This window comes from Agromyces salentinus, from assembly GCF_009749395.1.
GTDB lineage: Bacteria > Actinomycetota > Actinomycetes > Actinomycetales > Microbacteriaceae > Agromyces > Agromyces salentinus.
Window position 1 is genome coordinate 89,160 of the sequence record NZ_WBIR01000013.1, and the last position, 23,321, is coordinate 112,480.

Annotated in this window: 31 protein-coding genes; 25 read left to right on the forward strand and 6 right to left on the reverse strand. The window is 69.9% G+C overall.

Annotated elements, in window-relative coordinates; genetic code table 11:
• The first annotated feature begins 13 nt into the window (after positions 1–13).
• Positions 14–514 carry an NUDIX hydrolase gene (locus GQQ95_RS12835; RefSeq protein ID WP_212275435.1) on the forward strand — a complete coding sequence of 167 codons (501 nt, stop codon included), beginning with the start codon at positions 14–16 and terminating at the stop codon, positions 512–514.
• Positions 515–535: 21 nt separating this feature from the next.
• Here the strand turns inward: GQQ95_RS12835 and GQQ95_RS12840 are convergent, their stop codons facing one another.
• Positions 536–1,792: an MFS transporter gene (locus tag GQQ95_RS12840; RefSeq protein WP_170297056.1), complete on the reverse strand. Its 1,257-nt coding sequence runs from the start codon at positions 1,790–1,792 to the stop codon at positions 536–538.
• A gap of 56 nt (positions 1,793–1,848) precedes the next feature.
• Between GQQ95_RS12840 and GQQ95_RS12845 the strand changes: the two genes are divergently transcribed.
• The 3 genes from GQQ95_RS12845 (at position 1,849) to GQQ95_RS12855 (ending at position 3,531) form a co-directional block, all read left to right on the forward strand.
• Positions 1,849–2,397 (forward strand): CGNR zinc finger domain-containing protein, encoded by a 549-nt coding sequence (locus tag GQQ95_RS12845; RefSeq protein ID WP_157428056.1) that lies wholly within the window; start codon positions 1,849–1,851, stop codon positions 2,395–2,397.
• Between the two features lie 73 nt (positions 2,398–2,470).
• Positions 2,471–2,809: an ArsR/SmtB family transcription factor gene (locus tag GQQ95_RS12850; RefSeq protein WP_157428057.1), complete on the forward strand. Its 339-nt coding sequence runs from the start codon at positions 2,471–2,473 to the stop codon at positions 2,807–2,809.
• A complete protein-coding gene (locus GQQ95_RS12855) occupies positions 2,806–3,531 on the forward strand; it encodes a cation diffusion facilitator family transporter (RefSeq protein ID WP_157428058.1) in 726 nt (241 codons plus the stop codon). The genes GQQ95_RS12850 and GQQ95_RS12855 overlap by 4 nt, the downstream gene beginning before the upstream one ends.
• Before the next feature lie 75 nt (positions 3,532–3,606).
• On the opposite strand, the gene GQQ95_RS12860 is transcribed toward GQQ95_RS12855, so the two are convergent.
• The 3 genes from GQQ95_RS12860 to GQQ95_RS12870 form a co-directional block, all read right to left on the reverse strand.
• Positions 3,607–4,359: a helix-turn-helix domain-containing protein gene (locus tag GQQ95_RS12860; protein ID WP_246205474.1), complete on the reverse strand. Its 753-nt coding sequence runs from the start codon at positions 4,357–4,359 to the stop codon at positions 3,607–3,609.
• 27 nt (positions 4,360–4,386) lie between these two features.
• Complete coding sequence (locus GQQ95_RS12865) at positions 4,387–5,205, reverse strand: alpha/beta fold hydrolase (RefSeq protein WP_246205476.1); 819 nt, start codon at positions 5,203–5,205, stop codon at positions 4,387–4,389.
• Positions 5,206–5,289: 84 nt separating this feature from the next.
• Positions 5,290–6,003, reverse strand: coding sequence for a hypothetical protein (locus GQQ95_RS12870; protein ID WP_157428060.1), 714 nt, complete (start codon positions 6,001–6,003; stop codon positions 5,290–5,292).
• Between the two features lie 174 nt (positions 6,004–6,177).
• Between GQQ95_RS12870 and GQQ95_RS12875 the strand changes: the two genes are divergently transcribed.
• Together GQQ95_RS12875 and GQQ95_RS12880 are read left to right on the forward strand one after the other, a co-directional pair.
• Positions 6,178–6,618: a hypothetical protein gene (locus tag GQQ95_RS12875; protein ID WP_157428061.1), complete on the forward strand. Its 441-nt coding sequence runs from the start codon at positions 6,178–6,180 to the stop codon at positions 6,616–6,618.
• Positions 6,619–6,622: 4 nt separating this feature from the next.
• Positions 6,623–7,294 carry a M23 family metallopeptidase gene (locus GQQ95_RS12880; protein WP_157428062.1) on the forward strand — a complete coding sequence of 224 codons (672 nt, stop codon included), beginning with the start codon at positions 6,623–6,625 and terminating at the stop codon, positions 7,292–7,294.
• Between the two features lie 219 nt (positions 7,295–7,513).
• Here GQQ95_RS12880 and GQQ95_RS12885 read toward each other — a convergent pair whose 3' ends face one another.
• Positions 7,514–7,972, reverse strand: a complete 459-nt coding sequence (locus GQQ95_RS12885) for a peptidoglycan-binding domain-containing protein (RefSeq protein WP_212275437.1) — start codon at positions 7,970–7,972, stop codon at positions 7,514–7,516.
• 280 nt (positions 7,973–8,252) lie between these two features.
• Between GQQ95_RS12885 and GQQ95_RS12890 the strand changes: the two genes are divergently transcribed.
• From GQQ95_RS12890 to GQQ95_RS12900, 3 genes are read left to right on the forward strand one after another with little or no spacing between them, the layout of a single operon-like run.
• The gene (locus GQQ95_RS12890) at positions 8,253–8,654 is read left to right on the forward strand and encodes an ArsR/SmtB family transcription factor (RefSeq protein ID WP_157428063.1); all 402 of its coding nucleotides are present in this window, start codon (positions 8,253–8,255) and stop codon (positions 8,652–8,654) included.
• Entirely contained in the window at positions 8,654–9,136 is a 483-nt protein-coding gene (locus tag GQQ95_RS12895) for an SRPBCC family protein (protein WP_157428064.1), read from the forward strand. Before GQQ95_RS12890 ends, GQQ95_RS12895 begins: the two co-directional genes overlap by 1 nt.
• Before the next feature lie 14 nt (positions 9,137–9,150).
• The gene (locus GQQ95_RS12900; RefSeq protein ID WP_157428065.1) at positions 9,151–9,711 is read left to right on the forward strand and encodes a dihydrofolate reductase family protein; all 561 of its coding nucleotides are present in this window, start codon (positions 9,151–9,153) and stop codon (positions 9,709–9,711) included.
• A gap of 33 nt (positions 9,712–9,744) precedes the next feature.
• Here the strand turns inward: GQQ95_RS12900 and GQQ95_RS12905 are convergent, their stop codons facing one another.
• The gene (locus tag GQQ95_RS12905; RefSeq protein ID WP_246205477.1) at positions 9,745–10,332 is read right to left on the reverse strand and encodes a GNAT family N-acetyltransferase; all 588 of its coding nucleotides are present in this window, start codon (positions 10,330–10,332) and stop codon (positions 9,745–9,747) included.
• Positions 10,333–10,411: 79 nt separating this feature from the next.
• Between GQQ95_RS12905 and GQQ95_RS12910 the strand changes: the two genes are divergently transcribed.
• The 16 genes from GQQ95_RS12910 to GQQ95_RS12985 all read left to right on the forward strand — a co-directional run bounded on the left by GQQ95_RS12910 (position 10,412) and on the right by GQQ95_RS12985 (position 23,320).
• Positions 10,412–11,503, forward strand: coding sequence for a sensor histidine kinase (locus GQQ95_RS12910; RefSeq protein ID WP_212275439.1), 1,092 nt, complete (start codon positions 10,412–10,414; stop codon positions 11,501–11,503).
• Positions 11,500–12,135 carry a response regulator transcription factor gene (locus tag GQQ95_RS12915; RefSeq protein WP_157428068.1) on the forward strand — a complete coding sequence of 212 codons (636 nt, stop codon included), beginning with the start codon at positions 11,500–11,502 and terminating at the stop codon, positions 12,133–12,135. The genes GQQ95_RS12910 and GQQ95_RS12915 overlap by 4 nt, the downstream gene beginning before the upstream one ends.
• Before the next feature lie 130 nt (positions 12,136–12,265).
• On the forward strand, positions 12,266–12,661 hold the full coding sequence (locus GQQ95_RS12920; protein WP_157428069.1) for a hypothetical protein: 396 nt from the start codon (positions 12,266–12,268) through the stop codon (positions 12,659–12,661).
• A gap of 5 nt (positions 12,662–12,666) precedes the next feature.
• The gene (locus GQQ95_RS12925) at positions 12,667–14,016 is read left to right on the forward strand and encodes a DJ-1/PfpI family protein (protein ID WP_246205486.1); all 1,350 of its coding nucleotides are present in this window, start codon (positions 12,667–12,669) and stop codon (positions 14,014–14,016) included.
• Positions 14,013–14,765 carry an alpha/beta fold hydrolase gene (locus GQQ95_RS12930; protein ID WP_157428071.1) on the forward strand — a complete coding sequence of 251 codons (753 nt, stop codon included), beginning with the start codon at positions 14,013–14,015 and terminating at the stop codon, positions 14,763–14,765. Before GQQ95_RS12925 ends, GQQ95_RS12930 begins: the two co-directional genes overlap by 4 nt.
• On the forward strand, positions 14,762–15,376 hold the full coding sequence (locus GQQ95_RS12935) for a response regulator transcription factor (protein ID WP_157428072.1): 615 nt from the start codon (positions 14,762–14,764) through the stop codon (positions 15,374–15,376). Before GQQ95_RS12930 ends, GQQ95_RS12935 begins: the two co-directional genes overlap by 4 nt.
• A 95-nt stretch (positions 15,377–15,471) precedes the next feature.
• Complete coding sequence (locus tag GQQ95_RS12940; RefSeq protein ID WP_246205479.1) at positions 15,472–16,083, forward strand: hypothetical protein; 612 nt, start codon at positions 15,472–15,474, stop codon at positions 16,081–16,083.
• Between the two features lie 61 nt (positions 16,084–16,144).
• On the forward strand, positions 16,145–16,630 hold the full coding sequence (locus GQQ95_RS12945; protein WP_157428073.1) for a GNAT family N-acetyltransferase: 486 nt from the start codon (positions 16,145–16,147) through the stop codon (positions 16,628–16,630).
• A 141-nt stretch (positions 16,631–16,771) separates the two neighbouring features.
• Entirely contained in the window at positions 16,772–17,689 is a 918-nt protein-coding gene (locus tag GQQ95_RS12950) for an ABC transporter ATP-binding protein (protein ID WP_157428074.1), read from the forward strand.
• 37 nt (positions 17,690–17,726) lie between these two features.
• Positions 17,727–18,431, forward strand: coding sequence for an ABC transporter permease (locus tag GQQ95_RS12955; RefSeq protein ID WP_157428075.1), 705 nt, complete (start codon positions 17,727–17,729; stop codon positions 18,429–18,431).
• The gene (locus tag GQQ95_RS12960) at positions 18,428–19,774 is read left to right on the forward strand and encodes a sensor histidine kinase (RefSeq protein ID WP_246205488.1); all 1,347 of its coding nucleotides are present in this window, start codon (positions 18,428–18,430) and stop codon (positions 19,772–19,774) included. Before GQQ95_RS12955 ends, GQQ95_RS12960 begins: the two co-directional genes overlap by 4 nt.
• On the forward strand, positions 19,771–20,400 hold the full coding sequence (locus GQQ95_RS12965) for a response regulator (RefSeq protein ID WP_157428076.1): 630 nt from the start codon (positions 19,771–19,773) through the stop codon (positions 20,398–20,400). Before GQQ95_RS12960 ends, GQQ95_RS12965 begins: the two co-directional genes overlap by 4 nt.
• A gap of 66 nt (positions 20,401–20,466) precedes the next feature.
• The gene (locus GQQ95_RS12970; RefSeq protein ID WP_157428077.1) at positions 20,467–20,949 is read left to right on the forward strand and encodes a Chromate resistance protein ChrB; all 483 of its coding nucleotides are present in this window, start codon (positions 20,467–20,469) and stop codon (positions 20,947–20,949) included.
• Entirely contained in the window at positions 20,946–21,377 is a 432-nt protein-coding gene (locus GQQ95_RS12975; protein WP_157428078.1) for a chromate resistance protein ChrB domain-containing protein, read from the forward strand. The genes GQQ95_RS12970 and GQQ95_RS12975 overlap by 4 nt, the downstream gene beginning before the upstream one ends.
• On the forward strand, positions 21,374–22,744 hold the full coding sequence (chrA, locus tag GQQ95_RS12980) for a chromate efflux transporter (protein ID WP_157428079.1): 1,371 nt from the start codon (positions 21,374–21,376) through the stop codon (positions 22,742–22,744). Before GQQ95_RS12975 ends, chrA begins: the two co-directional genes overlap by 4 nt.
• A 222-nt stretch (positions 22,745–22,966) precedes the next feature.
• Positions 22,967–23,320 (forward strand): PadR family transcriptional regulator, encoded by a 354-nt coding sequence (locus GQQ95_RS12985; RefSeq protein ID WP_157428080.1) that lies wholly within the window; start codon positions 22,967–22,969, stop codon positions 23,318–23,320.
• Position 23,321: the final 1 nt, after the last annotated feature.

The window sequence follows — 23,321 nt, forward strand, 5'->3', positions numbered from 1 at the left end:
CCATCTTGAGTGCGTGGAACCGCCTCTCGCCGTCGACAGGAATGGCCAGCGTCTGATTGAGCTGCGACCGGCTGACGAGCCGACAACCGCCGAAGCGGACGGCCTGCCGTGTCCACTCTCGCTCGTCGTCCTGACGCATCAATCTCGGGTGCTCTTCGGTGTGAACCGGTGGCGGATGCAGTGGGAGCTTCCCGGCGGAATGATCGACGCAGGCGAGACACCACGGGCGGCTGCGACACGAGAGCTGCAGGAGGAAACGGGCGTGCTCGTGAACGAAGACGATTTGCGATGGGTCGGGCTGGCGGTGTTCGATCTGCTCGACCCCGCACGAAGAGAGCTGGCCGCTGTCTACGACGTGGTTGTACTCGCCCCGCCCCTCGCTCACCCCACCGAGGAACTCATCCGTGTCGGATGGATAGACCTGGGCGACGCTCCCTCCGACGCGTCGCCCCTCGATCTGGCCATCGCGCGAGGGACCACCGAGCCAGGGGCTTCGCTCGTCAGCGGTAGGTGACATGGACCCCGCGCATCGCTGTCAGGGCGCTGCGTGCGCGAGGTCGTCGAGAGCGACGACCTTGCGCGCGGGAGAGGCTGCGACGGGAATGGAGGCGAGCGCCATGATGACGGCTCCGATGATGGCGGCGGGCCAGGAGCCGGTGACGGAGACGAGTACGCCGCCGGCCAGCGCTCCCAAGGCGAGAAACCCCCAGGATGCCAGCCGGTACCCGGCATTGACCCGGCCACGGACCTCGGCCGGCACGGCGAGTTGGCGGATGCTGACGGCCTGCGAGTTGGCGACGCCGATGCCGACTCCGGACATGAGGAATGCCAGGGTCAGTGCGATCACCGCCGTTGCGGACGCCGCGCCCGCGAAAGCGATGCCGATGAGCGGTGCCGTGTTCCCGAGCAGGAGCGACCCGATCAGAGCACGACCGTATCCGAAGCGCTCGGTCAGGCGCCTGCTGGACATGCTGCCGAGAACGGCTCCGAGCCCGCCGCTCATCAGCACGATTCCGAGGATGAGCGGCCCCAACTGGTAGTCCTGAAGGACCAGGATCGTGAGGGCGATGGTGAAGATCTCGTTGCCGAAGTTCCAGACGCCGGCCTCCGCCACGAGCCCTCGCAGCACCGGATGCCTGATCAGGAGGTCGATACCCGCTCGAGCCTCACGGAACGCCGAGGCGTGTTCCGTGCGTCCCCTGGCCGTTTCCTCGGCGCGGACTGCGGTGATGAGGGATCCGGAGACGAAATAACTGAGCGCGTTCAGACCGAGCGCCAGCGGCGCCGTGATCAGTTGGACGAGCGCTCCGCCGGCGCCGGCGCCGGCGATTCCGATCGCGGACTGGGTTGCCGTGATTCTCGCGTTCGCGTCGAGGAGATTCTGTTCCTCCACGATGAGGGGCAGGAAGGCGAAGTCCGCCATCGCGTACACGACGGTGAAGGATCCGAGGAGCAGGGCCGCGACGATCAGCATCGGGATGGTCAGCCACCCCGCCACGGCGAACCAGCACACGAGTGCCAGCAACACGCCGCGCGCGAGATCGGCCGCGATCATCAGCGGGCGTCGCCGGCTCCGGTCGACGACGACGCCTGCCCACAATGTCAGCAGCAGGAATGGCACGAGCAGGGCGGCACGCACGAAAGAGAGCTCGGATGCCGATGCAGCCAGGGTCATCAGGGCCAGGACGGGGATCGCGAGTTCGCCGATCTCCCCGCCCAGGGTCGAGATCGCACCCGCGCCCCAAACGCGTCGGAACTGCGCGTTGCGCCACACGCTCGTAACCGCCGTCATGAGAATGCAGGTTAGTTTGACAACCGGCATCCCGTCAATGGTGGTTAGATGTAGCCATGTCGCGGACGGTGTATCCCAGTGCTCCCGGCGAGCTCGAGTTCGTTCGCTCGTTCGTGAACACGCTGGACGTCGAGAAGGGCACTGACCAGCTGCGTGACGGGACGTCCTGGATGGCGTGGGCGACCGAACACCAGGTGCGCGGGGCCGCTTCGGCAGCCGACCTCGCAGTCGCACGCGAGGTTCGCGAGGCCATTCGAGAGGCGATGATCGCCAACCATGATCGGTCGGGTCTCCCCGCCGGTGCGATCTCCGCTCTCGACATGATCGCCGACCGGGCGAACGTGAAGGTTCGGTTCTCCGCCACCGGTGCCCGTCTGCGCGGTTCCGGCGCAGGAATCGACGCGGCCTTCGCCAGGATCGTCACGGCGGTCGCGGAATCGATAGCCGATGACACCTGGACCCGTCTGAAAGCGTGCGTCAACGACGAATGCCAATGGGCGTTCTATGACACGTCCCGCTCACGAACAGGACAGTGGTGCTCGATGAGCATCTGCGGCAACCGCGCCAAGCAGAGCCGTTGGCGGGCAGCACGAGACGGGTCATAGCGCCCAGGCCTCAACGTCGCACGGAAACGATACAGAGTTCCCTTAATTCATAGATCGCTGTACAGTCGCTCGCATGTCGACCGCCACCGCGTCCGTGACGCACACCGCCGCACTGGCCCGGCTCGGGTACGCGCTCTCGGACGCCACCCGTGCCGGCGTCCTCCTGGCCCTCCGCGAAGCCCCGGCGTACCCATCCGATCTGGCCGATGCGCTCGGCGTCTCCCGCCAGGTCATGTCGAACCAGCTGGCCTGCCTGCGCGGATGCGGCCTCGTCGAAGCAGTGCCCGACGGACGCCGCACGTGGTACCGCCTCGCCGACCCGCACCTCGCACCCGCGCTCAACGAACTGCTCCAGGTCGTGCTGTTCGTCGACCCCGACTGCTGCGCAGGAGAGAGCTGCGCCTGCGCATGACCGTCCACACGCCGTCACTCTCCGGCGAACGCAAGCACACCCTGCAGCGCCGGATCCGCTGGATCGTCACGGCGACCATCGCGTACAACCTCATCGAAGCCGTCGTCGCGATCACCGCTGGGAGCATCGCGTCCTCATCCGCATTGATCGCGTTCGGGCTGGACTCGACCGTCGAGGTGCTCTCCGCGGCAGCGGTCGCCTGGCAATTCACGCGCCGGGACCCCGAGCGCTGGGAGCAGGGCACCCTGCGCGTCATCGCGGTCGCGTTCTTCGCCCTCGCCGCGTACGTGACTGCTTCCTCGCTAGTCGCCCTGATCCTTCAAGCCGACGTCGAGCACAGCACCCTCGGCCTGATCATCACCGCGCTCAGCGTGCTCGTGATGCCATTCCTCTCGATCGCGGAACGCCGAGCCGGCCGCGAGCTGGGATCGGCGACCGCCGTCGCGGACTCGAAACAGACCCTCATCTGCACGTATCTGTCCGCGGCCGTGCTCGTCGGCCTCGTCCTGAACAGCCTGCTCGGATGGTGGTGGGCCGACGCGATCGCCGGCCTCGTCATCGCCGGCTTCGCCGTACGCGAGGGCATCGAAGCATGGCACGGCGACGCCTGCGCCACGTCCGTCGGCATGCTCCTCGAGGACGAGCACGAGGACGAGCACGAGCACGAGGACGAGGACGAGCACGAGGACGAGCACGAGGAGCGCGGCACCACTTCCCGATAACGATCTCTCTGCGAACGCCGCGCAAAGAGGATCCGCTTGCGGGCGGGCGCGCTGTAGCTCACGGGGTGTCCTCGATCACTCGTGGGGCACTGCGATGCCGGCACTCCGCAGTCGTGCCTCGGTGAGCGCGGTCAGCCTGGCTGAGATGGGTGCCTGGTCCTCGCCGTGGTTGTTGATCAGTGAGTACTTGGCGGTGGCGTTGAGCCAGGCGCGCATGATCTCAGGGTCCCCGAGGAGGGCGGGGTTGGCGAGATAGTGATCGGCCGTGGCGGTCGCGAGCTCCTCGATGCGCGGGTCGTCGGCATCCCAGGCCTCCGCCTCCCAACTGCGTTTGGTCAGGTCGACGAACACTGGATCCTCGAGCCGGAGTTCGATCTGAGCGAGGAAGCTCTCGAAGCCGACCGGCAGCAGTGCTCGAGCCAGCACAAGTCCCTCACGCTGGCCGACCAGGTAGTCAGGGCTGAAGCCGAGGGCGCGCATCCGTTCAAGCAGAGCGCACGCCCGATCCGGCAGAAGAGCCCGGTCGCCGTCGGCGAGCCGGTGCAGCGTGTCGCGACGCGCGATCAACGCCGAGATCTGATCGGAGAGCCGCTGCTCGACGTCGACGAGAGCGGCGGTGAACTGCTTCGTGCCGGCGTCGAGCAGGGGACCGATCTCGGCCAGGGGTACCCCCGCAGTGGCCAGGGTACGAACCTGCACCAGCCGCAGCAGCTCGCTCGATCCATACCGCCGATAGCCAGAACTGTCACGGCTCGGCTCTCCGACCAGGCCGAGCCGATGGTAGTGCCGCACGGTCTTCACGGTGACCCCGGCGTAGGTCGCCGCCATCCCGATCGTCAGTCCACCGGCCATGCCCTAACGACCCGGCCGTTCAAGGGCGGCGACCTCGCGCACGACGACAGCAACAGCGCGGGAATCCTTCCGCAGGACGCTCCCGTGGTTGCTTCCCACCTTCGCGCTCACCTTCAGGTTCGGGTTTCGGGCCAGCAGCGGGTCGATGGCCTTGCGCATCTGCTCCTGCAGGTCGTCGCGGCTTCCGACGGCCTCCCCGGATGCGACGACGTAACGGACCGGCACGGTGATGCCGTCGAGGACGGGCTCGAGGGCGGCGTGCAGAAGGTGAGACTCGATGGCGAGATCCGCATGCGTCTCAGCGGAGAATCGCGCGGCCAAACCCAACGGGCGAACCAGCGGCATCAGCGGCTTCATCCGCTTGAACACCTTCCGGATCTCGTCGTGGCCGGCCTCGTCGGTCCAGCCGACCGGATACGGGCCATCGACACCGACCACACCCAAGGCGCGGGTCGGGTTCCGACTCGCCCAGTGCACACCGAGCAGGGCTCCGTACGACCAACCGACCAGCAGTGGACGCTCCACGCCCCTCGCATCGAGGACGGCGTCGATGTCGCGCATACAGGCCTCGAACGAGTAGTCGGTCGCGCGCTTGGACTTCCCACGGGCCCGTTCATCGAAAGCGATGTGTCGGTAGCCCGGCCCGAGCTCGGCGATGACGCGCTGCCAGTGCCGCGTTGAGGCATATGCGCCGTTCAAGTAGACGACAGGGATGCCCGGGCCGCCGGTGTCGGTGACGGCTAGAGCCGTGTCGTCGACCGCTACCATGCCGGTCCAGGTCGTGTCGGAATCATGGGCTGTCGTTGCGCTCGTCGTGTTCATGTCGTCAGCATTCACCGTGACCTAAGGTCAGGGTCAAGAGCCGTACTCGATTGCGCCCGTGCGCAATGGGTCCCGCCATCCGTCCTAGCTCCGTTCGCGATGCTCCAGGCGGTAGGTGCCAGGATCGGGGCACGCCTCGTGGAGCGCAGCGTCCATCTCCCGGTCGAGGAATCGCTGGTCGGCGGCAGCGCTCGGGAACCAGCCGAATTCCGGCCAGCTTTCGATCCATGCGTCACGGTCGGGTGCCGACTCGACGGTGATGCCGTTGGCTTCGAGACAGGGCGCGTAGAACGACGTGAGGTAGTCGTACACCCAGCCGAGCTCGTCGTCGTTCGGCGGAGGCGTGGTGGCCTTTGTCGAGTGGGCGGCGTTGCATGCCCAGCCGGCGATGAGGTCCGCCTCTGTCGACGCGGAGTAGTTGAGCCCCGAGTATCCAGCCGTATCAGCCGGCGTGCTCGGGACGACAGAGAGGTCGGCGTCCTCGTAGCAGGCGCCGAGCACGGCGGCTTCGTCCTCATCGGTGAGGTAGCCCTCGAACGCGACCTCCGGACGTACGGCGTCCGGGTACTGGGCGAGCACACCCTGCCATTTCAGTTCGAGCTGCGTGATCCGCTCGGCTTCGGATTGGGCCTCACTCAAGGGCTGATCCGGTGCAGGCACCGGCGCGAACTCAGGGGCAGGGATGCTCACGATCGCGTCCACCGGGTCGGATGCCGCCGCCGTCGGCTCATCGGCGCCCGCTGGGGAGGCGGTGCACCCGACGAGCAAAAGGGTGAGGAGCGCCGGGACGGCGGTCAAGAGCGAGAGTGTGCGGTGTCGCGCGGATCGGGTCACCTGCGCATTCTGCCGGAACCGGCCACCTCGACGTCAAGCGGCCAGCACCGATCGCGCTGGCTCTGATCACTGTGGCTCCTGCCATCGGTCACCGGTGGCGGCTTGACATGCCGACGGCTGGTTGGTCGGATGGAGCACGTGGCGACGACGGCGGCTTGGCTCAGTGCGATCATCGGCGTCGGCTTGCTCACCTGGTCCGTGGTCGTGGTGAGTCGCGCCAACGCGGGAGACGAGTTGCCCTACTGGACGAATGCCGCGCGGACTCCGCGCCGCTCCATGGGGCTGCGGGTTGCGGGCGTCGCCTTGGTCATACTCGGGACCGGTCTGTTGTCGCCCACGCTGAGCTACTGGGCTGTCGCAATCGTCGTCGGGGCCTTCCTCCCGGGCATCGCGCTCATGATCTGGCACAACCAGGCGGTGTCCAGGATGAGACGCCGGGACGCAGGCCGCATGCCCGCCTCTCCTCTCGCGGGCGGAACCGCGCGCGGGCCGGCTGCCTCGCGGGCCGGCGAACGGCGAGAGAGCGAGGGGAACTTCGGGGTGATGCTGGAGCCCGCACGGCGATCCGACGGAGACTGACCGCATGCCGACTCCACCGCTCGACCGGCGGCCCGTCCTCCTGAGCTACCCCTTGAGAGGGCTGTTCCGTGCACGCAACAGCCCCGCCCGGCGGGTGCCAAGCCATGGCACGGATCTTATGGGGACCACCTATGCCATCGACCTGATTCCGGTCGACTCCCGTGGGCGATCGGCGCCCTGGGGTTGGCGGGCGGTCGGAACGACTGAGCGACCCGACGCCTTCATCGGATTCGGTGCGACGGTGTTCGCACCAGGTGCAGGTGTGGTGGTCGTCGCTCACGATGGCGAGACCGACCACGAGGCGCGGAGGTCGCAGCTCGCACTCCTGCGCTACATGGCGGGACAGGCCGAGCGCATACGACGCGGCCCTGCCGCGATCGCGGGAAATCACGTGGTCATCGACCTCGGCGACGATGGACCCTTCGTTCTCATCGCCCACTTGCAGAAGGGGTCACTCGGCGTCCGCGTCGGCGAGCGCGTCCGCGATGGCGAACCGATCGGGAAATGCGGCAACTCGGGGAACAGCACCCAACCACATGTGCACGTGCAGGTCACGGACAGCATCGAATGGACAACGGCACGTGGCATCCCGATCGCGTTCAGAACCTCCGCCGGCACTGAGCTTCCCGCCGAATCGCAACTCATCGCCGTCACGGCGGAACCGGATTCTCGGTAGACGACCCGATGCGGGCGGGCCGGCCGTTCGGCCGGTGCGTCCCTTCGCTCCGCGCCGCGCTCGACCGGACCTGCAGGATCGCCCGGCCGTGTCCGATCGCCTCCGCATGCATGCCGCACGATGAACGTCCGGTCCAGTCCGCTGGGACCGGACCGGACGTCATCGCGGCAACGCTCGGTGGAGAGCCGCCGGCTCAATCGTGCGCGGTGCGCCGAGTCGTCAGACGCTGATTCGGTGACAACCCCCCGAACCATCCGTCCACCAGAAGGCTCGAGCCGTGTTGGGTCCGTAGATTCCGTCGGCGGTCACGCCGAACTTCTGCTGGGCCCGGATCAGTGCGGAGCGGGTCGCCGGCCCGAAGACGCCGTCGACGGCGAGCCCGGCACGGACCGCGCAGGCTCCGTTCAGGCCCTGCTGGAGCGCCTTGACGGCGATGGAGTTCGCGCCCTGATCGAGGCGGCACAGCTCGTTGAAGTTGGAATCGGCCGGGGTGTTCCACCAGCGGTCACCCGCTCCCCAGTTCATGATGAGCTTCGAGCAGTAACCGCCGTTGGCGGCATTCGCAGCCGGGGCGGCCACGAGGCCGAGCCCGAACAGCATGCCGACCGCGAGCATCGTCGCGGTGATCCGCTTGGCCCACCGGGACCTCGTGGCTGACGTGAATTTCGTGAACTTCATCGTTCCCCTTCTTCAGTCGAAACGCGCTCCCGGCACGATCATCGGGCCCGGCGCGGATCGGACAGCGTTGTCCGATCCGGTGCAGGGTATCGAATGGAACGACGGAGGATGCCACGTTGTCCACAGGCCGGGAAGCGGAGCGAGGGATGCTCCGTCGGCACGTGTCGGATGGGTTCGACGGTGCCCGCCGCCCGCGTGCACTCGGTCTCCCGCCCATGGTCTTGACGAGCCCTGCCGGCAGCCATACATTTAACGCACTCGTTAAATGAATGGAGCCAAGGTGAGCGGCACCGATCAGCTCAGCGCGGTGTTCTCGGCACTCGCCGACCCGACCAGGCGCGTGATCCTCGCGGGCCTGGCCGAGGGCGATGCCACCGTCACCGAGCTCACGGCTCGGCTTCCGATCTCGATGCCGGCAGTGTCGCGACATCTGAAGGTGCTCGAGGGCGCCACGCTCATCTCGCGGACGCGCTCGGGCAAGTGGCGTGCGAGCCACCTCGAAGCGGCACCGCTGCGCGAGGCAGCGGACTGGATCGAGCGCTATCGCGAGTTCTGGGACACGTCCCTCACCCGCCTCGACGCCCACCTCGCCGCCGTGCAGGCCGCCGAGCGCGCCGGCGTCACGACGGAGCACGACCTCGGGCGACCCGCCCACTCGACCACCGACCTCGAGGAACCATGATGCAGACCGACGTCCCGCAGATCGACATCTCGCGCCTGCTCGACGCGCCACGTGAGCTCGCCTACCGTGCCTTCACCGATCCCGACCACTTCGTGGCCTGGTGGGGTCCCGTCGGAAACTCGCTGCCGCGCGAGGAGATCGAGTTCGACGTGCGTCCCGGAGGCCACCAGCGATGGACGGAGGTCTCCGCGGCCGACCCCGCCATCCGCGTCCTGATCTCCGTCGAGCTGACCGATGTCGGCCACGGTGAGTTCCTCGACGGCCTCATGCACGTCGGCGGCCGACTCCCGAACGGCATCGAGCCGTTCGAGACGAGAATCCGGGTCGAGTTCCACGATGCGCCCGACGGGCGCACCCGACTGGAGATCCGCCAGTGGCTTCCAGAACCCCTGGCGCACCCCAGCGAGGAGGGCTGGCGCCAGGTGTTGGGCAAGCTCGACGCCGTGCTGAGGGGCATCCGGACCATTGCAGTCGATCAGTGAGAGAGGAAAGAGACATGGCGAAGCTGACCTACGTGACGAACGTGTCGCTCGACGGCTACATCGAGGACGAGCGCGGCGCGTTCGACTGGTTCCCGATCGGTGACGAGGTGTTCGCGTTCCACACCGAGCTCCTGAGGTCCACAGGAACCCTCCTCTACGGGCGGCGGCTGTACGAGGCGATGTCGGTCTGGGAGACCGACACCGCACTCGCCGCACAGTCCGAGCTCATGGCCGACTTCGCGAGTGCGTGGAAGGCCGCGAGCAAGGTCGTGTACTCGACGACCCTCGCCGAGGTGTCGACGGCCGACACCCGGATCGAACGCCGCTTCGGCCCCGCCGCCGTGCGCGAGCTGAAGGCCACGGCCGACAGCGACCTCACCGTGGGGGGTGCCGACCTCGCGGCTCAGGCGTTCCGGGCGGGCCTGGTCGACGAGTGCCGGCTGGTCATCCTGCCCGTCATCGTCGGCGGCGGGAAGCCGGGCCTGCCGACCGGAATCCGCGCCGATCTCGAGCTCCTCGATGAGCGTCGGTTCGAGAACGGCATCGTGGAGCTCAGGTATCGCGTCACGGGCTGACCCGCGGAGACGTCCGCGGGAGTGCGGCGCGTCTCAGTCGCGCCGCGCGTCCCATTCGACGTCGCGCAGCGCGTAGACATCCGTGTCGGCCCAGCGGCCCTTGAACCAGATGTTCTCGACGAGGTGGGCCTCCTTGCGCATTCCGAGCCGACGGCAGAGCGCGACGGATGCCGCGTTCTGCGGATCCACCTCGGCGACGATGCGATGCAGGCCGATCGTCTCGAACCCCAGCCGCAGCACCTCCATCGCCGCCTCGGTCGCGTACCCCCGACCGGAGTACCCGGGATGGAACGCCCAGCCGATCGCGGCGCAGCCGTGCTCTGCCCGCTCGAGCATGAAGTAGAGGTCGCCGATCACGCGCGCGTCCGCCCGGTGTTCGACCGCGAGCTCCAGGAAGTCGCCATCGGATGCGAGGGTGGACTGCGTCGACCACTTGGCGATCCTCGCCGCGAGGGTCTCGCGGTCTCGCGGCTCGTAGAGCAGGAACTCGCAGACGTCGGCCCGAGCCTGGTAGTCGAGGATGTCATCGAGGTCGGCTGCGCGCATGATCCGCAGCCGGAGGCGTTCGGTGAGCGTCTCCTCGAACCGGAACGGGAGACGGAAGGCAGGACGCTCGATCACGCCGCCGAGTCTAGAGGGCGTCTTGCGGCGGGCCGGGCGACGGTTGACCGCGAACCCGAGGTGCTCCAGAGTGAGACGGGTGCACTGGGCACTGGCCGTCCTCACCGTCGTCGCGTACCTGACGCTCCCGCTCGGGTCCGCGAGCTCCGTGCAGCTCCTTCCGACGATGCTGGTCGGTCTCGCCTACACGGCGATCGCGATTCTCGGCTTCAGGTTCGTGCAAACACGGTCGGTCTGGTGGGGCGCCGGCTACGTGGTCCTCCAGATGGTCCTCGGGTTCGTCGTCTTCGCGCTCGCCGACGCGGCGGTCGGCGCGGTCCTGCTCCTGGTGGTCCTCGTCGCGCAGGCGGTGCTGCTCCTGCCGCTGCCGGCCGCGATCGTCGTGGCCGTCGTGGTCCCGCTCGCGCACCTCGGCATGCCCTGGCCGCATGTCCTCCGCGAGGGCCTCAGCACGCTCGCGGTCGCGACGTTCACGGTCGTCGTGACGGAACTGCTCGTGCGGGAGCGCAACGCCAGGGCCCAGCTCGCCGAAGCCCATGAGCAGCTGCGGGGATACGCCGCCCAGGCCGAGCAGCTGGCCACGATGAAGGAACGGAACCGGCTCGCGCGTGACATCCACGACGGGGTGGGACACCACCTGACCGTCGTCCAGATGCTGCTCGAGGCCGCTCGCGCCGTCGCCCGCACGGGCGACCACGAGCGCCTCGACCCCATGCTGGCGAAGGCCCAGGCGCAATCGGGCGAGGCCCTCGCCGAGGTGCGGCGATCGGTCGGCGCGCTGCGGGAGCAGCGCCCCGCCCTGGCCGCAGCACTCCAGACCCTCGTGGCCGAATCGACCGAGGCCGGCGTGCCGACCCGGCTCGACGTGCTCGGAGAGGTGCGGAGCCTGCGCTCCGACGTCGAGGAGTCGCTCTTCCGGGCCGCCCAGGAGGGGCTCACCAACGTTCGGAAGCATGCGCGCGCCACCCGAGCCGGCGTCATCCTCGACTACCGCGGGGACGAGCGCGTCCGGCTCGAGGTGCACGACGACGGGCGAGGACTGCCCCCGCAGCACGGTGCCGGCTTCGGGCTGACGGGCCTCCGCGAGCGCACGGCGAGCCTCGGCGGCCGCATGTCGCTCGACGCGGCCGACCGTGGCGGACTCACCCTCACCGTGGAGGTGCCGGGATGACGGTCCGGGTGCTCGTGGTCGACGATCAGGCGCTCTTCCGCGAGGCGCTGACGACCCTGCTCGAGGTGCAGCCGGGCATCGAGCCCGTCGGCGAGGCGGGCGACGGCGAGCAGGCGATCCGGCGGGCCGCCGAGCTGCGGCCCGACGTCGTCCTCATGGACCTGCGGATGCCGGTGCTCGACGGAATCGCTGCGACGGCGCGTCTGCGCGTGGAGCACCCAGAGGTCCGCGTGCTCGCCCTCACGACGTTCGACGACGACGAGGACGTCTTCGCGGCGTTGCGTGCCGGTGCGGTCGGATACCTCCTCAAGGACGTGTCGTCGGCCAGGCTCGTCGAGGCGATCACCGCCGCGTCGCGTGGCGAGACCGTCCTCCAGCCGTCGGTGGCGGCGAAGGTCGTCGCACGGGTGGCGCGGATGCCGCAGCAGCCGGCGCCCGCCCACCCGCTGACCGACCGGGAGGTCGACGTGGTCCGCCTCCTCGCCGAGGGGCGCAGCAACCGGGAGATCGCCGGCGCACTGTTCCTCGCGGAGGGAACGGTGAAGAACCTCGTCACCAGCGTGCTTTCGAAGCTCGACGTGCGCGACCGCACGCAGGCGGCCCTGCGCGCCCGGGACCTCGGCCTCCTCTGACGGATCGGCGTCGCGGAGGTTCGTCGGTCACACCCGAGAGGTGACCCCGGCATGACCTCCGGCACGTGCCGGAGACCCCGCCTCCCGCGGAGGATTCCCATGTCCGACGCGAATCTCCGGGAGGAACGAGATGAACCACGAAGAGACGACCCTGCGCCGACCATCCATCATGCGGTTCGCACTGCATGGCGTCGGGATGGTGATCGCGATGGTCCTGGGCATGATGCTGCTCGCACCGATCTGGTCGTGGGCCTGGCCCGGGCTCGATGAGAACACCACCGCGCAGGCCCTGGTGATGGCCACGGACATGTCGATCGGCATGGCCGTGTGGATGCGGATCCGAGGCCACGGGCGCCGGCCCATCCTCGAGATGTGCGCCGCGATGTACCTGCCGTTCCTGGTGCTGCTCCCGTTCCACTGGGTCGGGATGCTGTCGGCCACGGGGCTCATGACCGCCGGCCACCTGCTCATGATCCCGGCGATGCTGGCCGCGATGCTGCTTCGGCGGCGCGAGTACGGGTGGTGACCGGCATGCGTGCGATCCTCGCCGTCGTCGCGCTGGTGCTCGCCGCGCTGGCACTGCCGGCCGCGGTCGGCGCGCCGGCCGTGGCGGGCGCGCTCGACCTCTACGAGCCGAGGTCGGACGGCGCCCCCGAACCGGTTGAACCCGCGGGACCGGTCGAACACGACTCGTCGAAGCCCACCGCCGCCGTCGTCGTCGGCGAGCGGGGCGCCGTCGTGTCCGACACCCTCGCACCGTACGAGATCCTCGCCCGCACCGGCGGATTCAACGTCTACACGGTGGCATCCGAGATGCAGCCCGTGCCGCTGACCGGCGGACTCGACCTGCTGCCCGACCTCACGTTCGCCGGCCTCGAGGAGCTCCTGGGAGGCTCGGCCGACGTCGTCGTGGTCCCCGCGATGCCCGATGTGGGGCAGCCCACGACGAAGCCGGTCACCGACTGGCTCGTGCGACAGGAGAACGACGGCGCCACGCTCCTGAGCGTCTGCAACGGGGCCGCGGTGCTCGCATCGGCCGGCCTCCTCGACGGGCGCGAGGCCACCGCGCACTGGCTGCGCATCGACGAGTGGGAATCCACCTACCCGGACGTGGACTGGGTGCGCGGCACCAGGTACGTCGACGACGGCGACGTCGTCAGCACCGCCGGCATCCTCTCCGGCATCGACGGGACCCTGCACGTCGTGGCTCGCACGCTCGGCGCCGACGCCGCGGCCCAGGCGGCGCGGGCGATCGAATGGCCGCACCACGACCCGGACGGCGCCTCGCCCATCGAGCAGTCGCAGCTCGAGGCATCCGATGCGGTCGTGGTGTTCAACACCGCCTTCGGATGGGACCGGCCGCGGATCGGCGTCCAGTTGACCGACGGGGTCGGCGAGGTCGAACTCGCCTCGGTGTTCGACACCTACGGGCAGTCGCTGGCCGTGGGCACGGTCGCCGTCGGTGACGGAGCGGTGCAGTCCCGCCATGGACTGACCTTCGTGCCGCGAGCGGAGACGGGCGCCGGGCTCGATCGCCTGGTGGTCCCGGGAACGACCGGACACGAGGTCGAGCCCGGCATGGTGGCGACGCACCCGCATCGAGAGCCCGGCTTCGCCTACGACGCCGTGCTGCAGGACCTCGCGAGGACGACCGACGTGGCCACCGCCCGGTGGACGGCGAAGGCCCTCGAATACCCCGTCGACGGGCTGCGGCTCGAGGGTGAGGCCTGGCCCTGGACCGAGACCGTCCGGCCGCTCGCCCTCGCACTCCTCGGCGTGGTGCTCGCGCTCGCCGGCTACGCGCTCGCTCGGCGGTGGCGCAGACGGCCGCGGAAGGCCGCCGCCGATCCGTCGGGACATCGAGAAGGGATGCCGCGATGAGCGACTGCCTCCGGCTCCGGGACGTCGAGCTCTGGTACGACGAGCAGGGATCGGGGCGTCCGGTCACCCTGCTGCACGGCAACTTCAGCGACGCACGCGACTTCGCGGGGAACCTGGACACCCTCGCGTCCTCCGCGCGGCTCCTGCTCCCCGAGCGTCGCGGACACGGCCACACCGCGGACGTCGTGGGACCCATCACGGTCGCCGACCTCGTGACCGACACGATCGAGTTCATCGAGCGGGTGGCCGGCGGTCCGTCGGCGGTCGTCGGCTACAGCACCGGCGCCTGCGTGGCGCTCTGCGTCGCGGTGCGGCGTCCCGATCTGGTCTCCGAGCTCGTGCTGATCAGCGGCGCCTTCGACACGGCCGCCTACGTCGTGCAGCCCGATCCGGACGGTCGGTGGCCGCGGCAGGTCGTCGACGCCTATGGCGACGTCTCCCCCGACGGCCGGGACCATTTTCCGGTCGTCGCACGCAAGACGGCGCTAGCCTTCCTCGAGGGCCTCCAGTTGAACGCAGGCGACGTGGCGCGCATCGCCTGCCCGACGCTCGTGATCTCCGCCGACGACGACCTGGTCCCGCTCGAGCACACCCTCGAGCTGTACCGGGCGCTCCCCGATGGGGACCTCGCGGTCGTCCCGGGATCCAGCCACCTGCTGCTGCTCGAGCATCCGGAACTCTGCACTCGGCTCGTCGGCGACTTCCTGTTCGGGCGTCGCGGCGCGCGCCTGATGCCGGTCGCCCGATGAGCGCCCCGATCCGGGTCCTCCTTGCCGACGACGAGGAGCTGATCCGGGATGCGCTCGCCGCGCTGCTGGGGTGCGAGCCGGACATCCGGGTCGTGGGCACCGCCCGAGACGGTCGCCACGCGATCGAGCTTGCACTGCTGCATCGGCCGGATGTCGCGGTCGTCGACCTGCAGATGCCGAGGGTCGACGGCGTCGGCGTCATCCTGGAGCTGGGCCGGGCCCTGCCCGCGTGTGCCGGGGTGATCCTCACCGGCCACGCCCACCCGGCCGTGCTGCGCCGGGCACTGGATTCCGGCGCGCGCGGGTTCCTGGCCAAGGGTGCTCCCGGTACCGCGCTCGCCGATGTCGTGCGGCGCGTCCATGAGGGGCAGCGCTACGTGGACCCGGTGCTCGCCGCGGACGCGCTCACCCAGCCGGCGTCCCCGCTGACCCCGCGCGAGACCGAGGTGCTCCTCGTCGCGCAGGAGGACCGGTCGGTGCGGGAGGTCTCGCGCGAGCTCTTCCTCTCGCCCGGCACGGTCCGCAACTACCTCGCCGCCGTCACCCGCAAGCTCGGAGCCGACACCCGTTCGGAGGCGTACCGGATCGCCCACGAGAACGGATGGGCGTGAAATCCGCCGGGCGTCGCGGCTCGAACGACCCTCACGACCCGGTCATGACAGGTGCACGGGTTCGACGCGCGCCGAGCGAACGGAGACTGACTGGCATGGACCAGACGACGAACCTCGAACGCAACGCGCACCACCACCACGCATCCGGCCTCGCCGCGGACGTCGGACTGCAGCTGCTCGCGCGGTGGCCCGCGGTCCTCGGCCTGCTGGGCCTGCTCACCAGCACGGCGGACGGGGCGGATGCCCACGTGACCGCGATGATCATCATCGTCGCCTCGGTGTGCTACCTCGGCGCCGCCGCCCTCGGCTCCCGCCGGGGCGGGTGGGTCATGGTGGTCGTCACCGGCGTCGCCGTCCTCCTCGCCCGCATGACCGGGCTCGACCAGACGATCGTGCTGCTCGTCCTGGGCGCGGCCGTCGCCGTGCTCGGGCTCTTCCGTTTCGGCGCCGTCGATCGTCGCGAGCTCGGCGTGCAGGCGCTCGCCTTCATCGGCTTCAGCGCGCTGGCCCTCACGGCGATGATGTCGGGTCCCGTGGTGGCCCTCTCCCTTGCCGCTGCGGCCGCGATCGGGCACGCGGTCTGGGACGTGATCCACTTCGTGCGCGACAAGGTCGTCACGCGATCGCTCACCGAGGCCTGCTTCCTCCTCGATCTCGGGCTCGGGATGGCGCTGCTCCTCGCTGCCGCGGGCGTGTCCGCGGCCTGACCGCTCGAGGGGCCACGCGAGCATCTGGACGCGGGCGCGCCGCGTGGACGAGGCTGGGGACATGGATCGCGAGACGAGGGTGACCGTTCGCCGCATGACGCCGTCGGAGTTCGACGAGTGGCAGGCCGAGCTCGCCGCGCAGTACGCGGTCGAGCAGGTCGCAGCCGGGCGGTGGCCGCGGGAGGGCGCCGAGCAGCGGGCTCGCGACGAGAACGCGCAGTTGCTGCCAGGCGGGCCGGAGACGGACCGGATGCTGGTCCTCCGCGGCGTCGACGCGGCGGGCGAGCCCGTCGGCAGGGCGTGGGTGGGGCTCGACCACCCGCGCGGCATGGCGGACGTCGCGTTCCTCTACGACATCGAGGTCATCGAGTCGATGCGGGGACGCGGGTTCGGGCGCGCCCTCCTCGAGGCGGTCGAGGATGCGACGCGGCGGGCCGGGGCATCCGCCCTGGAACTCAACGTCTTCGGGCACAACCGCACGGCCATCGCGCTGTACGGGGCATCCGGCTACGACGTCGTCACGCAGCAGATGCGGAAGGCGCTCTGAGGCCGCGGGCCCGGCGCACCCGACGCGCCCGGCGCACCCCGCGCGCATCCACCGATCGGTGGATTCCGGGATCATCCGCGGCCGGCTGATCCAACCCGCCCGGTCGATGGGCTGGGCCCCCGCTCTCGCGATGCTGGATCCATGCCAGTCATCGACGTCACCGAAGTCACCAAGCGCTACGCCGGCCGCACCGTCCTCGACGGGATCACCTTCTCGGTCGAGGAGGGCGAGATCTTCGGCATCCTCGGGCCGAACGGCACCGGAAAGACCACCACGGTCGAGATCATCGAGGGGCTGCGCGCCGCCGACTCCGGCTCGGTCCGCGTGCTCGGGCTCGACCCCATCACCGACGGCAGGCGGCTGAAGGAGTTCATCGGCGTGCAGCTCCAGCACACCGACCTGCCGGACAACCTCAAGGTCTGGGAGGCGCTCGACCTCTACGCATCGTTCTACGAGGACCCGCGCGACTGGCGTGAGCTGCTCGTCGAATGGGGCCTCGACGACCTGCGGAACGTCCGCTTCGCCAAGCTCTCGGGCGGGCAGAAGCAGCGCCTCATCATCGCCCTCGCGCTCGTCGGCAACCCGCGGGTCGCCTTCCTCGACGAGCTGACCACGGGGCTCGACCCCCAGGCCCGCCGGGCGACGTGGGAGCTCATCAAGCAGATCCGGGCGACCGGCGTGACGGTCGTGCTCGTCAGCCACTTCATGGACGAGGTCGAGGAGCTGTGCGACCGGGTCGCGGTGTTCAGCCAGGGGCGCATCGTCGCGATCGACACGCCCGCCGAGCTGATCAACGGCGTCGATGCGGAGCACTCGATGCGGTTCAGCCTGGCATCGGATGCCGCGGAGGAGATCCTCGACCTCATCCGACGCGTTCCCGGCGTCGCGTCGGTGCAGCGGAACGGCGCCGTGGTCACGGTGTCGGGCCGGAGCGACTTCGCCACGGCCGTGACGTCGGTGCTCGCGCGCGAGCACGTGGTCGTCACCGACCTGCGCATCGACAAGCGAACCCTCGACGACGCCTTCGTCGCCCTCACCGGGCGCGAGTTCGACGTCTGACCCCGAAGCATCCGACACCCGTCCTCAGGAGACCCCCATGTCCGCAACCGCGAAGCTCACCGCCGTGGAGTCGAAGCTGCTCGTGCGCGAGCCCGGCTCGCTGTTCACCGTCGTCATCCCACTGTTCGTCCTCATCGTCTTCGGCAGCTCGATCGGCCCCGACGACACGACCCTCCTCCCGATGACCATCGCCATCGCGATCGGGCTCGTCGGGCTCTACCTCATGCCCACCGCGCTCGCGACCTACCGCGAGAAGGGGATCCTCCGCAGGCTCTCGACCACGCCCGTGCGGCCCGCGAGCCTGCTCGTGGTGCAGCTCATCCTGCAGTTCGTGCTGGCGCTCGCGAGCTGCGGCGCACTGCTCGCGGTGGCCGGAACCGTGCTCGGGGCGAGGCTCCCCGCGAATGCCCTGACCTTCATCGCGGTCTTCGTGCTCGGGACGGCGTCGATGTTCGCCATCGGGCTGCTCATCGCAGCCCTCGCGCCGAGCGGTCGGGCCGCCAACGGCATCGGCGTGCTCCTCTACTTCCCGATGGCCTACCTGGCCGGGCTCATGCAGCCGGTCTCGCAGATGCCCGCTATCTTGGTGAGGATCGGGGAGTTCACCCCGCTGGGCGCCTTCCGCCAGAGCCTGCAGGACGTCTGGGAGGGAACGGCACCCGACCCCGTGCTGCTGGGGGTCATGGCCGCGTACGCGGTGGTCGTGAGTATTGCGGCAGCCAGGTTCTTCCGTTGGGAGTGAGCACGGTGGCGGTGACGACGGCGAAGCAGCTGGAGCAGCGCGAACAGCGCCTGCTCCGCGTGATGGCCGTCGCCCCGTACCTGCTCCTGGCCACCTCGGCCGCCCTCGCGATGCTCACCGGGGCCCACTCGTGGACCGACCGGCTCATCACCCTGTGGCTCGTCCTGATGGCGGCCGCGTGGATGTGGCTCATGAGCCGGCGTGCCCCTGGCGGGGTCTACGTCGCCGGGCTGCTCCTGCTCCTCGCCCTGCTCTGCGCCCGCGACGAGTGGTTCGCAGGGCTCTTCGGGTTCGTCGGCTACCTGCACTCCTGGCAGTACCTCCGCAGCGGATGGCGCTTCGTCGGGCTGACCGTCACCGCGACGATCAGCATCACGACGTTCATGGGCGGGATCCCCGATCCGACGCCGGTCGCCGTGCTCACCTACCTCTTCTTCATCGGGGCCATCGTGGCGGTCGTGGGCCTGTTCAGCAGCATCGGCGACACCACGACGGCGCACAGCGCCGAGCGCAAGCGCATGGTGGCGCAACTCGAGGAGACGATCCGCGAGAACGAGGGCCTGCATGCGCAGTTGCTCGTGCAGGCCCGCGAGGCCGGCATGCTCGACGAGCGCCAGCGCCTCGCCCGCGAGATCCACGACACCATCGCGCAGGGCCTCGCCGGCATCGTCACGCAACTGCAGGCGGCCGAGCGGGCGGCCGACGCCGGCAGCGACGAGCTGTGGCGCCGCCACCTCGGCAACGCCACGACGCTCGCCAGGGAGAGCCTCGCCGAGGCGCGCCGATCGGTGCACGACATCGGCCCGTCGCAGCTCGAGTCCGCCCGGTTGCCCGACGCGATCGCCGCCGTGGCGGCTGACTGGGGCACGATGCACGAGGTCGCCGTCGAGGTGACCACGACGGGCGACGTCCGGCCGCTGCATCCGGAGATCGAAGTGACCCTCCTGCGCATCGCACAGGAGGCGCTCGCCAATGCGGCCAAGCATGCCGGCGCCGCGCGGGTCGGCCTCACCCTGTCGTACATGGACGACGTGGTCACGCTCGACGTGCGCGACGACGGGGTGGGGTTCGACCCCGCGCAGGCGGGCGGCGGCGGGTTCGGCCTGACCTCCATGCGCCAGCGGGCCGGGCGCGTCAGCGGCACGTTCGAGATCGAGTCGGAGCGCGGCACCGGTACCGCGATCTCGGCGAGCATGCCCGCGATCCCGGCCGACTCGGCCGTGCCGGCCGTTACCGGGGTTCTCCCCGAGCCGCCTGCGCACGGCGGCGAACGCGACGAGCCAGGCCCCGCGGGTCGGGCGCGACCGGACACGACCCGCCCCTGCGACGAGGAGCACGCATGACCGAGCACGCGATCCGGGTGCTGATCGCCGACGACCACCCGATCGTCAGGGACGGGCTGCGCGGCATGTTCACCGGCGACGCCAGGTTCGAGGTCGTCGGGGAGGCCGCGGACGGTGCGGAGGCCGTCGCCCTCGCCCGGGCCCTCGAACCCGCGGTCGTGCTCATGGACCTGCGGATGCCGCGCATGGACGGCGTCACGGCCATCAAGCGCCTCGCCGAGTTGGGCCTCGCGACGCGGGTGCTCGTGCTCACCACGTACGACACCGAGAGCGAGGTGCTCCCGGCGATCGAGGCCGGCGCCACCGGGTACCTGCTGAAGGACGCGCCGGGCGACGAGCTCATGCGCGCGGTGGAGGCCGCGGCCCGCGGGGAGGCGGTGCTTTCGCCGGCCGTCGCGATGCGGTTGATGGGGCGGGTGCGCCGACCCGAGTCGCCGCTCAGCGCGCGCGAACTCGAGGTGCTCCGACTGATCGCGACCGGGGGGACCAACCGTGATGTCGCCGCGCGGCTGTTCATCAGCGAGGCGACCGTGAAGACCCACATCCTGCACATCTACACCAAGCTCGACGTCAACGACCGGGCGGCCGCGGTCGCCGTGGGGTTCCAGCGCGGACTGCTCGACTGAGCGGAGATCGTGTCGCCGTGTGACGGCTCGATGGCGAGGGAGGCGTCGCGAAGCTAGCTTGTAACCGTGGTTACAAACGTCGCCTGGCTTCTCCTGTCCTACCGCGTCCCCCGCGAGCCGTCCGCGCCGCGCATCGCGGTCTGGCGTCGCCTGAAGCGGCTCGGCGTCGCCCAACTCGGCGACGGCCTCGTCGCGCTCCCGGCCGACGCGCGCACCAAGGAGCACCTGGAGTGGATCGCGGAACTCGTCGACGAGGCAGGCGGCTCGAGTTCGCTCTGGAGAGCCGAGGTCACGGGGCGCCGTGACGAGGAGCGCATCATCGCCGACCTGGTGGCCGCGCGCGCTGCGGAGTACGAGGCGGTCATCGCCCGGGCGCATGAGGCGATCGAGCCGGAGGCCGCGCGGGTCCTGAGGTCCCTTCGCCAGGAGCTCCGGCAGATCGAGCGACGCGACCACTTCCCGCCCGAGAACCGGGAGCTCGCCCGCGCCGCCGTCCGGGAGCTCGCCGAGCGCGTCAGCGCACGCGCGACCGAGGCGGTGGTCTCGTGAGGTGGGCGACCCGTGCCGGCGTGCACATCGACCGGGCCTCCTCGGCGTGGCTGATCCGCCGGTTCATCGACGAGACCGCGGAGTTCGTCTTCGTCGCCGACCCCGCTGACGTGCCCGCCGACGCCGTGCCGTTCGACATGCGCGGCGTCGAGTTCGGCCACCACGGCGACGACTGCACGTTCGAGACCCTCCTGCGCCGGCACGACCTCGCGGATCCGGTGCTCTGGCGGATCGCGGAGATCATCCATGAGGCCGACCTCGAGGACGACCGCTACGACGCGCCCGAGGCCGCGGGCATCGACGTCGTCCTGCGCGGCCTCTCGCTGACGCAGCCCGACGAGGCGATCCTCGACCTCACCGGGCCGATCTTCGACGGCCTGTACGAGTACCACCGACGGGCGCTGCTCGGTCGAAAGGAGCCCTCGTGACCAGCACGGCCACCCGTGACGTCGTCCCGCTCCGCGACGCCACCCGCGCCTGGTTCCTCATCTCGCTGCAGACCTTCGGCGGGCCGGCAGGCCAGATCGCGGTCATGCAGCGCACGCTCGTCGACGAGCGACGCTGGATCAGCCAGCAGCGCTTCCTCTTCGCGCTCTCCTACTGCACGCTGCTCCCCGGCCCCGAGGCGCAGCAGCTCGCCACGTACGTCGGGTGGCTGCTGAACGGGACGCGCGGGGCCCTGATCGCAGGGACGCTGTTCATCCTCCCGGGCGTGGTGGCGCTCCTCGGACTCTCGGCCGTCTACGTCGCCTTCGGCGACACGGTCTGGGTGCAGGGCCTGTTCCTCGGCCTCGCGCCCGCGGTCATCGCGATCGTGCTCCAGGCCCTGCTCCGCGTCGCCGGGCGCGCCCTCCACCATCCCGCACTCATCGCGATCGCCGTGGGCGCCTTCATCGCCTTGAGCATTTTCGCCGTACCGTTCCCGCTCGTGATCGCCGCCGCGGCGCTGGCGGGCTGGGTCCTCGGCCGCGTGCGTCCCGACGTGAGTGCACCCAAGAAAATCGCGGCGAGCGATGGGCCGCCTCCGCTCATCGCGGATGACGCCCTGCACTCCGAACTCCCGTCCCGCACGCGCACCGTGTTCGTGCTCGTGTTCGGGGTCGTCATCTGGCTGCTGCCGGTCGCGCTGGCGGCGGTGTTCCTCGGCGCGCAGAGCGTGTACGTCGACCAGGGGCTGTTCTTCTCCGGGGCCGCCCTCGTCACCTTCGGCGGTGCGTACGCCGTGCTGGCGTACGTGGGCCAGCAGGCCGTGAGCGTCTACGGATGGCTGGGATCGGGCGAGATGGCCCGTGGCCTCGCGCTCGCCGAGACCACGCCGGGGCCGCTCATCATGGTCGTCCAGTTCGTGGCGTTCCTCGGCGCCTTCCGCGACCCGGGGGCGTTCGGGCCCTGGGGCGGCGCCGTCGTGGCTGCCCTGCTCGTGACATGGGTCACCTTCGTGCCGAGCTTCCTCTTCATCCTCCTCGGCGCGCCGTACGTCGAGCGCCTCCGCCAGAACCGCGGCCTGGCATCCGCGCTCGGGGGCATCACCGCCGCGGTCGTGGGCATCATCGCCGATCTCGCGCTCTTCTTCACCCTGCACACCCTCTTCACGCAGACTACGGTCGTCATCTGGGGCCCGGTGGTCGTGGAGGTCCCCGACTTCGGGACGGTCGACCTCGTCGCGCTGGCGATCACGGTGCTCGCCCTGTTCCTCGTCTTCGTGGCGAAGTGGGGCGCCCTCCGGATCCTCGGCGCCTGCGCCCTCGTCGGCATCGTCAGCCACCTCATCGTCACCGCGCTGATCGGCGGCTGATCGGCGGCGGCTGCCAGGGCGGCCACGCTGCGTACCCGTCGCCGATGCGGCGGCATCCGGAGCCTGATCCCCCGATGTGGCATGCCCCGGCCGGCCGCGCCGGCGGCTCGCGCCCGAACCATCCTGAAAAATCTGCTATTCAGTGTTGCTATCTACCGGTACTCATGCTTACTATGTACCAGTACTCAGCAACACCAAGTACCAGATGAGAGGAGGGGTTCCATGGGCAAGCAATCGACCGAGATGCTGAAGGGCACGCTCGAGGGCATCGTCCTCGCGACGCTCGCCGTTCAGCCGGCATACGGCTACGAGATCACGGCTCGACTTCGCGAGCAGGGCTTCACCGACATCGTCGAGGGCACCGTCTACGCGCTCCTGATCAGGATCGAGCAGCGCGGCCTCGTCGACGTCGAGAAGGTCCCGTCCGAGAAGGGGCCGCCGCGAAAGGTCTACTCGCTGAACGCGCAGGGCAGCGAGTACCTCGAGGAGTTCTGGAGCACCTGGAGCTTCCTCGCCGACCGCATCGAACAGCTTCACCAGAACATCGCACGCACGAACGACCAAGGAGAGAACTGAT

Excerpts from the sequence above, each read along its gene's own strand:
- GQQ95_RS12840 (WP_170297056.1), bottom strand. The coding sequence starts at position 1,792 with ATGACGGCGGTTACGAGCGTGTGGCGCAACGCGCAGTTCCGACGCGTT.
- GQQ95_RS12845 (WP_157428056.1), top strand. The coding sequence starts at position 1,849 with ATGTCGCGGACGGTGTATCCCAGTGCTCCCGGCGAGCTCGAGTTCGTT.
- GQQ95_RS12850 (WP_157428057.1), top strand. The coding sequence starts at position 2,471 with ATGTCGACCGCCACCGCGTCCGTGACGCACACCGCCGCACTGGCCCGG.
- GQQ95_RS12855 (WP_157428058.1), top strand. The coding sequence starts at position 2,806 with ATGACCGTCCACACGCCGTCACTCTCCGGCGAACGCAAGCACACCCTG.
- GQQ95_RS12860 (WP_246205474.1), bottom strand. The coding sequence starts at position 4,359 with ATGGCGGCGACCTACGCCGGGGTCACCGTGAAGACCGTGCGGCACTAC.
- GQQ95_RS12865 (WP_246205476.1), bottom strand. The coding sequence starts at position 5,205 with ATGAACACGACGAGCGCAACGACAGCCCATGATTCCGACACGACCTGG.
- GQQ95_RS12880 (WP_157428062.1), top strand. The coding sequence starts at position 6,623 with ATGCCGACTCCACCGCTCGACCGGCGGCCCGTCCTCCTGAGCTACCCC.
- GQQ95_RS12885 (WP_212275437.1), bottom strand. The coding sequence starts at position 7,972 with ATGAAGTTCACGAAATTCACGTCAGCCACGAGGTCCCGGTGGGCCAAG.
- GQQ95_RS12895 (WP_157428064.1), top strand. The coding sequence starts at position 8,654 with ATGCAGACCGACGTCCCGCAGATCGACATCTCGCGCCTGCTCGACGCG.
- GQQ95_RS12900 (WP_157428065.1), top strand. The coding sequence starts at position 9,151 with ATGGCGAAGCTGACCTACGTGACGAACGTGTCGCTCGACGGCTACATC.
- GQQ95_RS12915 (WP_157428068.1), top strand. The coding sequence starts at position 11,500 with ATGACGGTCCGGGTGCTCGTGGTCGACGATCAGGCGCTCTTCCGCGAG.
- GQQ95_RS12920 (WP_157428069.1), top strand. The coding sequence starts at position 12,266 with ATGAACCACGAAGAGACGACCCTGCGCCGACCATCCATCATGCGGTTC.
- GQQ95_RS12925 (WP_246205486.1), top strand. The coding sequence starts at position 12,667 with ATGCGTGCGATCCTCGCCGTCGTCGCGCTGGTGCTCGCCGCGCTGGCA.
- GQQ95_RS12930 (WP_157428071.1), top strand. The coding sequence starts at position 14,013 with ATGAGCGACTGCCTCCGGCTCCGGGACGTCGAGCTCTGGTACGACGAG.
- GQQ95_RS12935 (WP_157428072.1), top strand. The coding sequence starts at position 14,762 with ATGAGCGCCCCGATCCGGGTCCTCCTTGCCGACGACGAGGAGCTGATC.
- GQQ95_RS12940 (WP_246205479.1), top strand. The coding sequence starts at position 15,472 with ATGGACCAGACGACGAACCTCGAACGCAACGCGCACCACCACCACGCA.
- GQQ95_RS12945 (WP_157428073.1), top strand. The coding sequence starts at position 16,145 with ATGGATCGCGAGACGAGGGTGACCGTTCGCCGCATGACGCCGTCGGAG.
- GQQ95_RS12950 (WP_157428074.1), top strand. The coding sequence starts at position 16,772 with ATGCCAGTCATCGACGTCACCGAAGTCACCAAGCGCTACGCCGGCCGC.
- GQQ95_RS12955 (WP_157428075.1), top strand. The coding sequence starts at position 17,727 with ATGTCCGCAACCGCGAAGCTCACCGCCGTGGAGTCGAAGCTGCTCGTG.
- GQQ95_RS12965 (WP_157428076.1), top strand. The coding sequence starts at position 19,771 with ATGACCGAGCACGCGATCCGGGTGCTGATCGCCGACGACCACCCGATC.
- GQQ95_RS12985 (WP_157428080.1), top strand. The coding sequence starts at position 22,967 with ATGGGCAAGCAATCGACCGAGATGCTGAAGGGCACGCTCGAGGGCATC.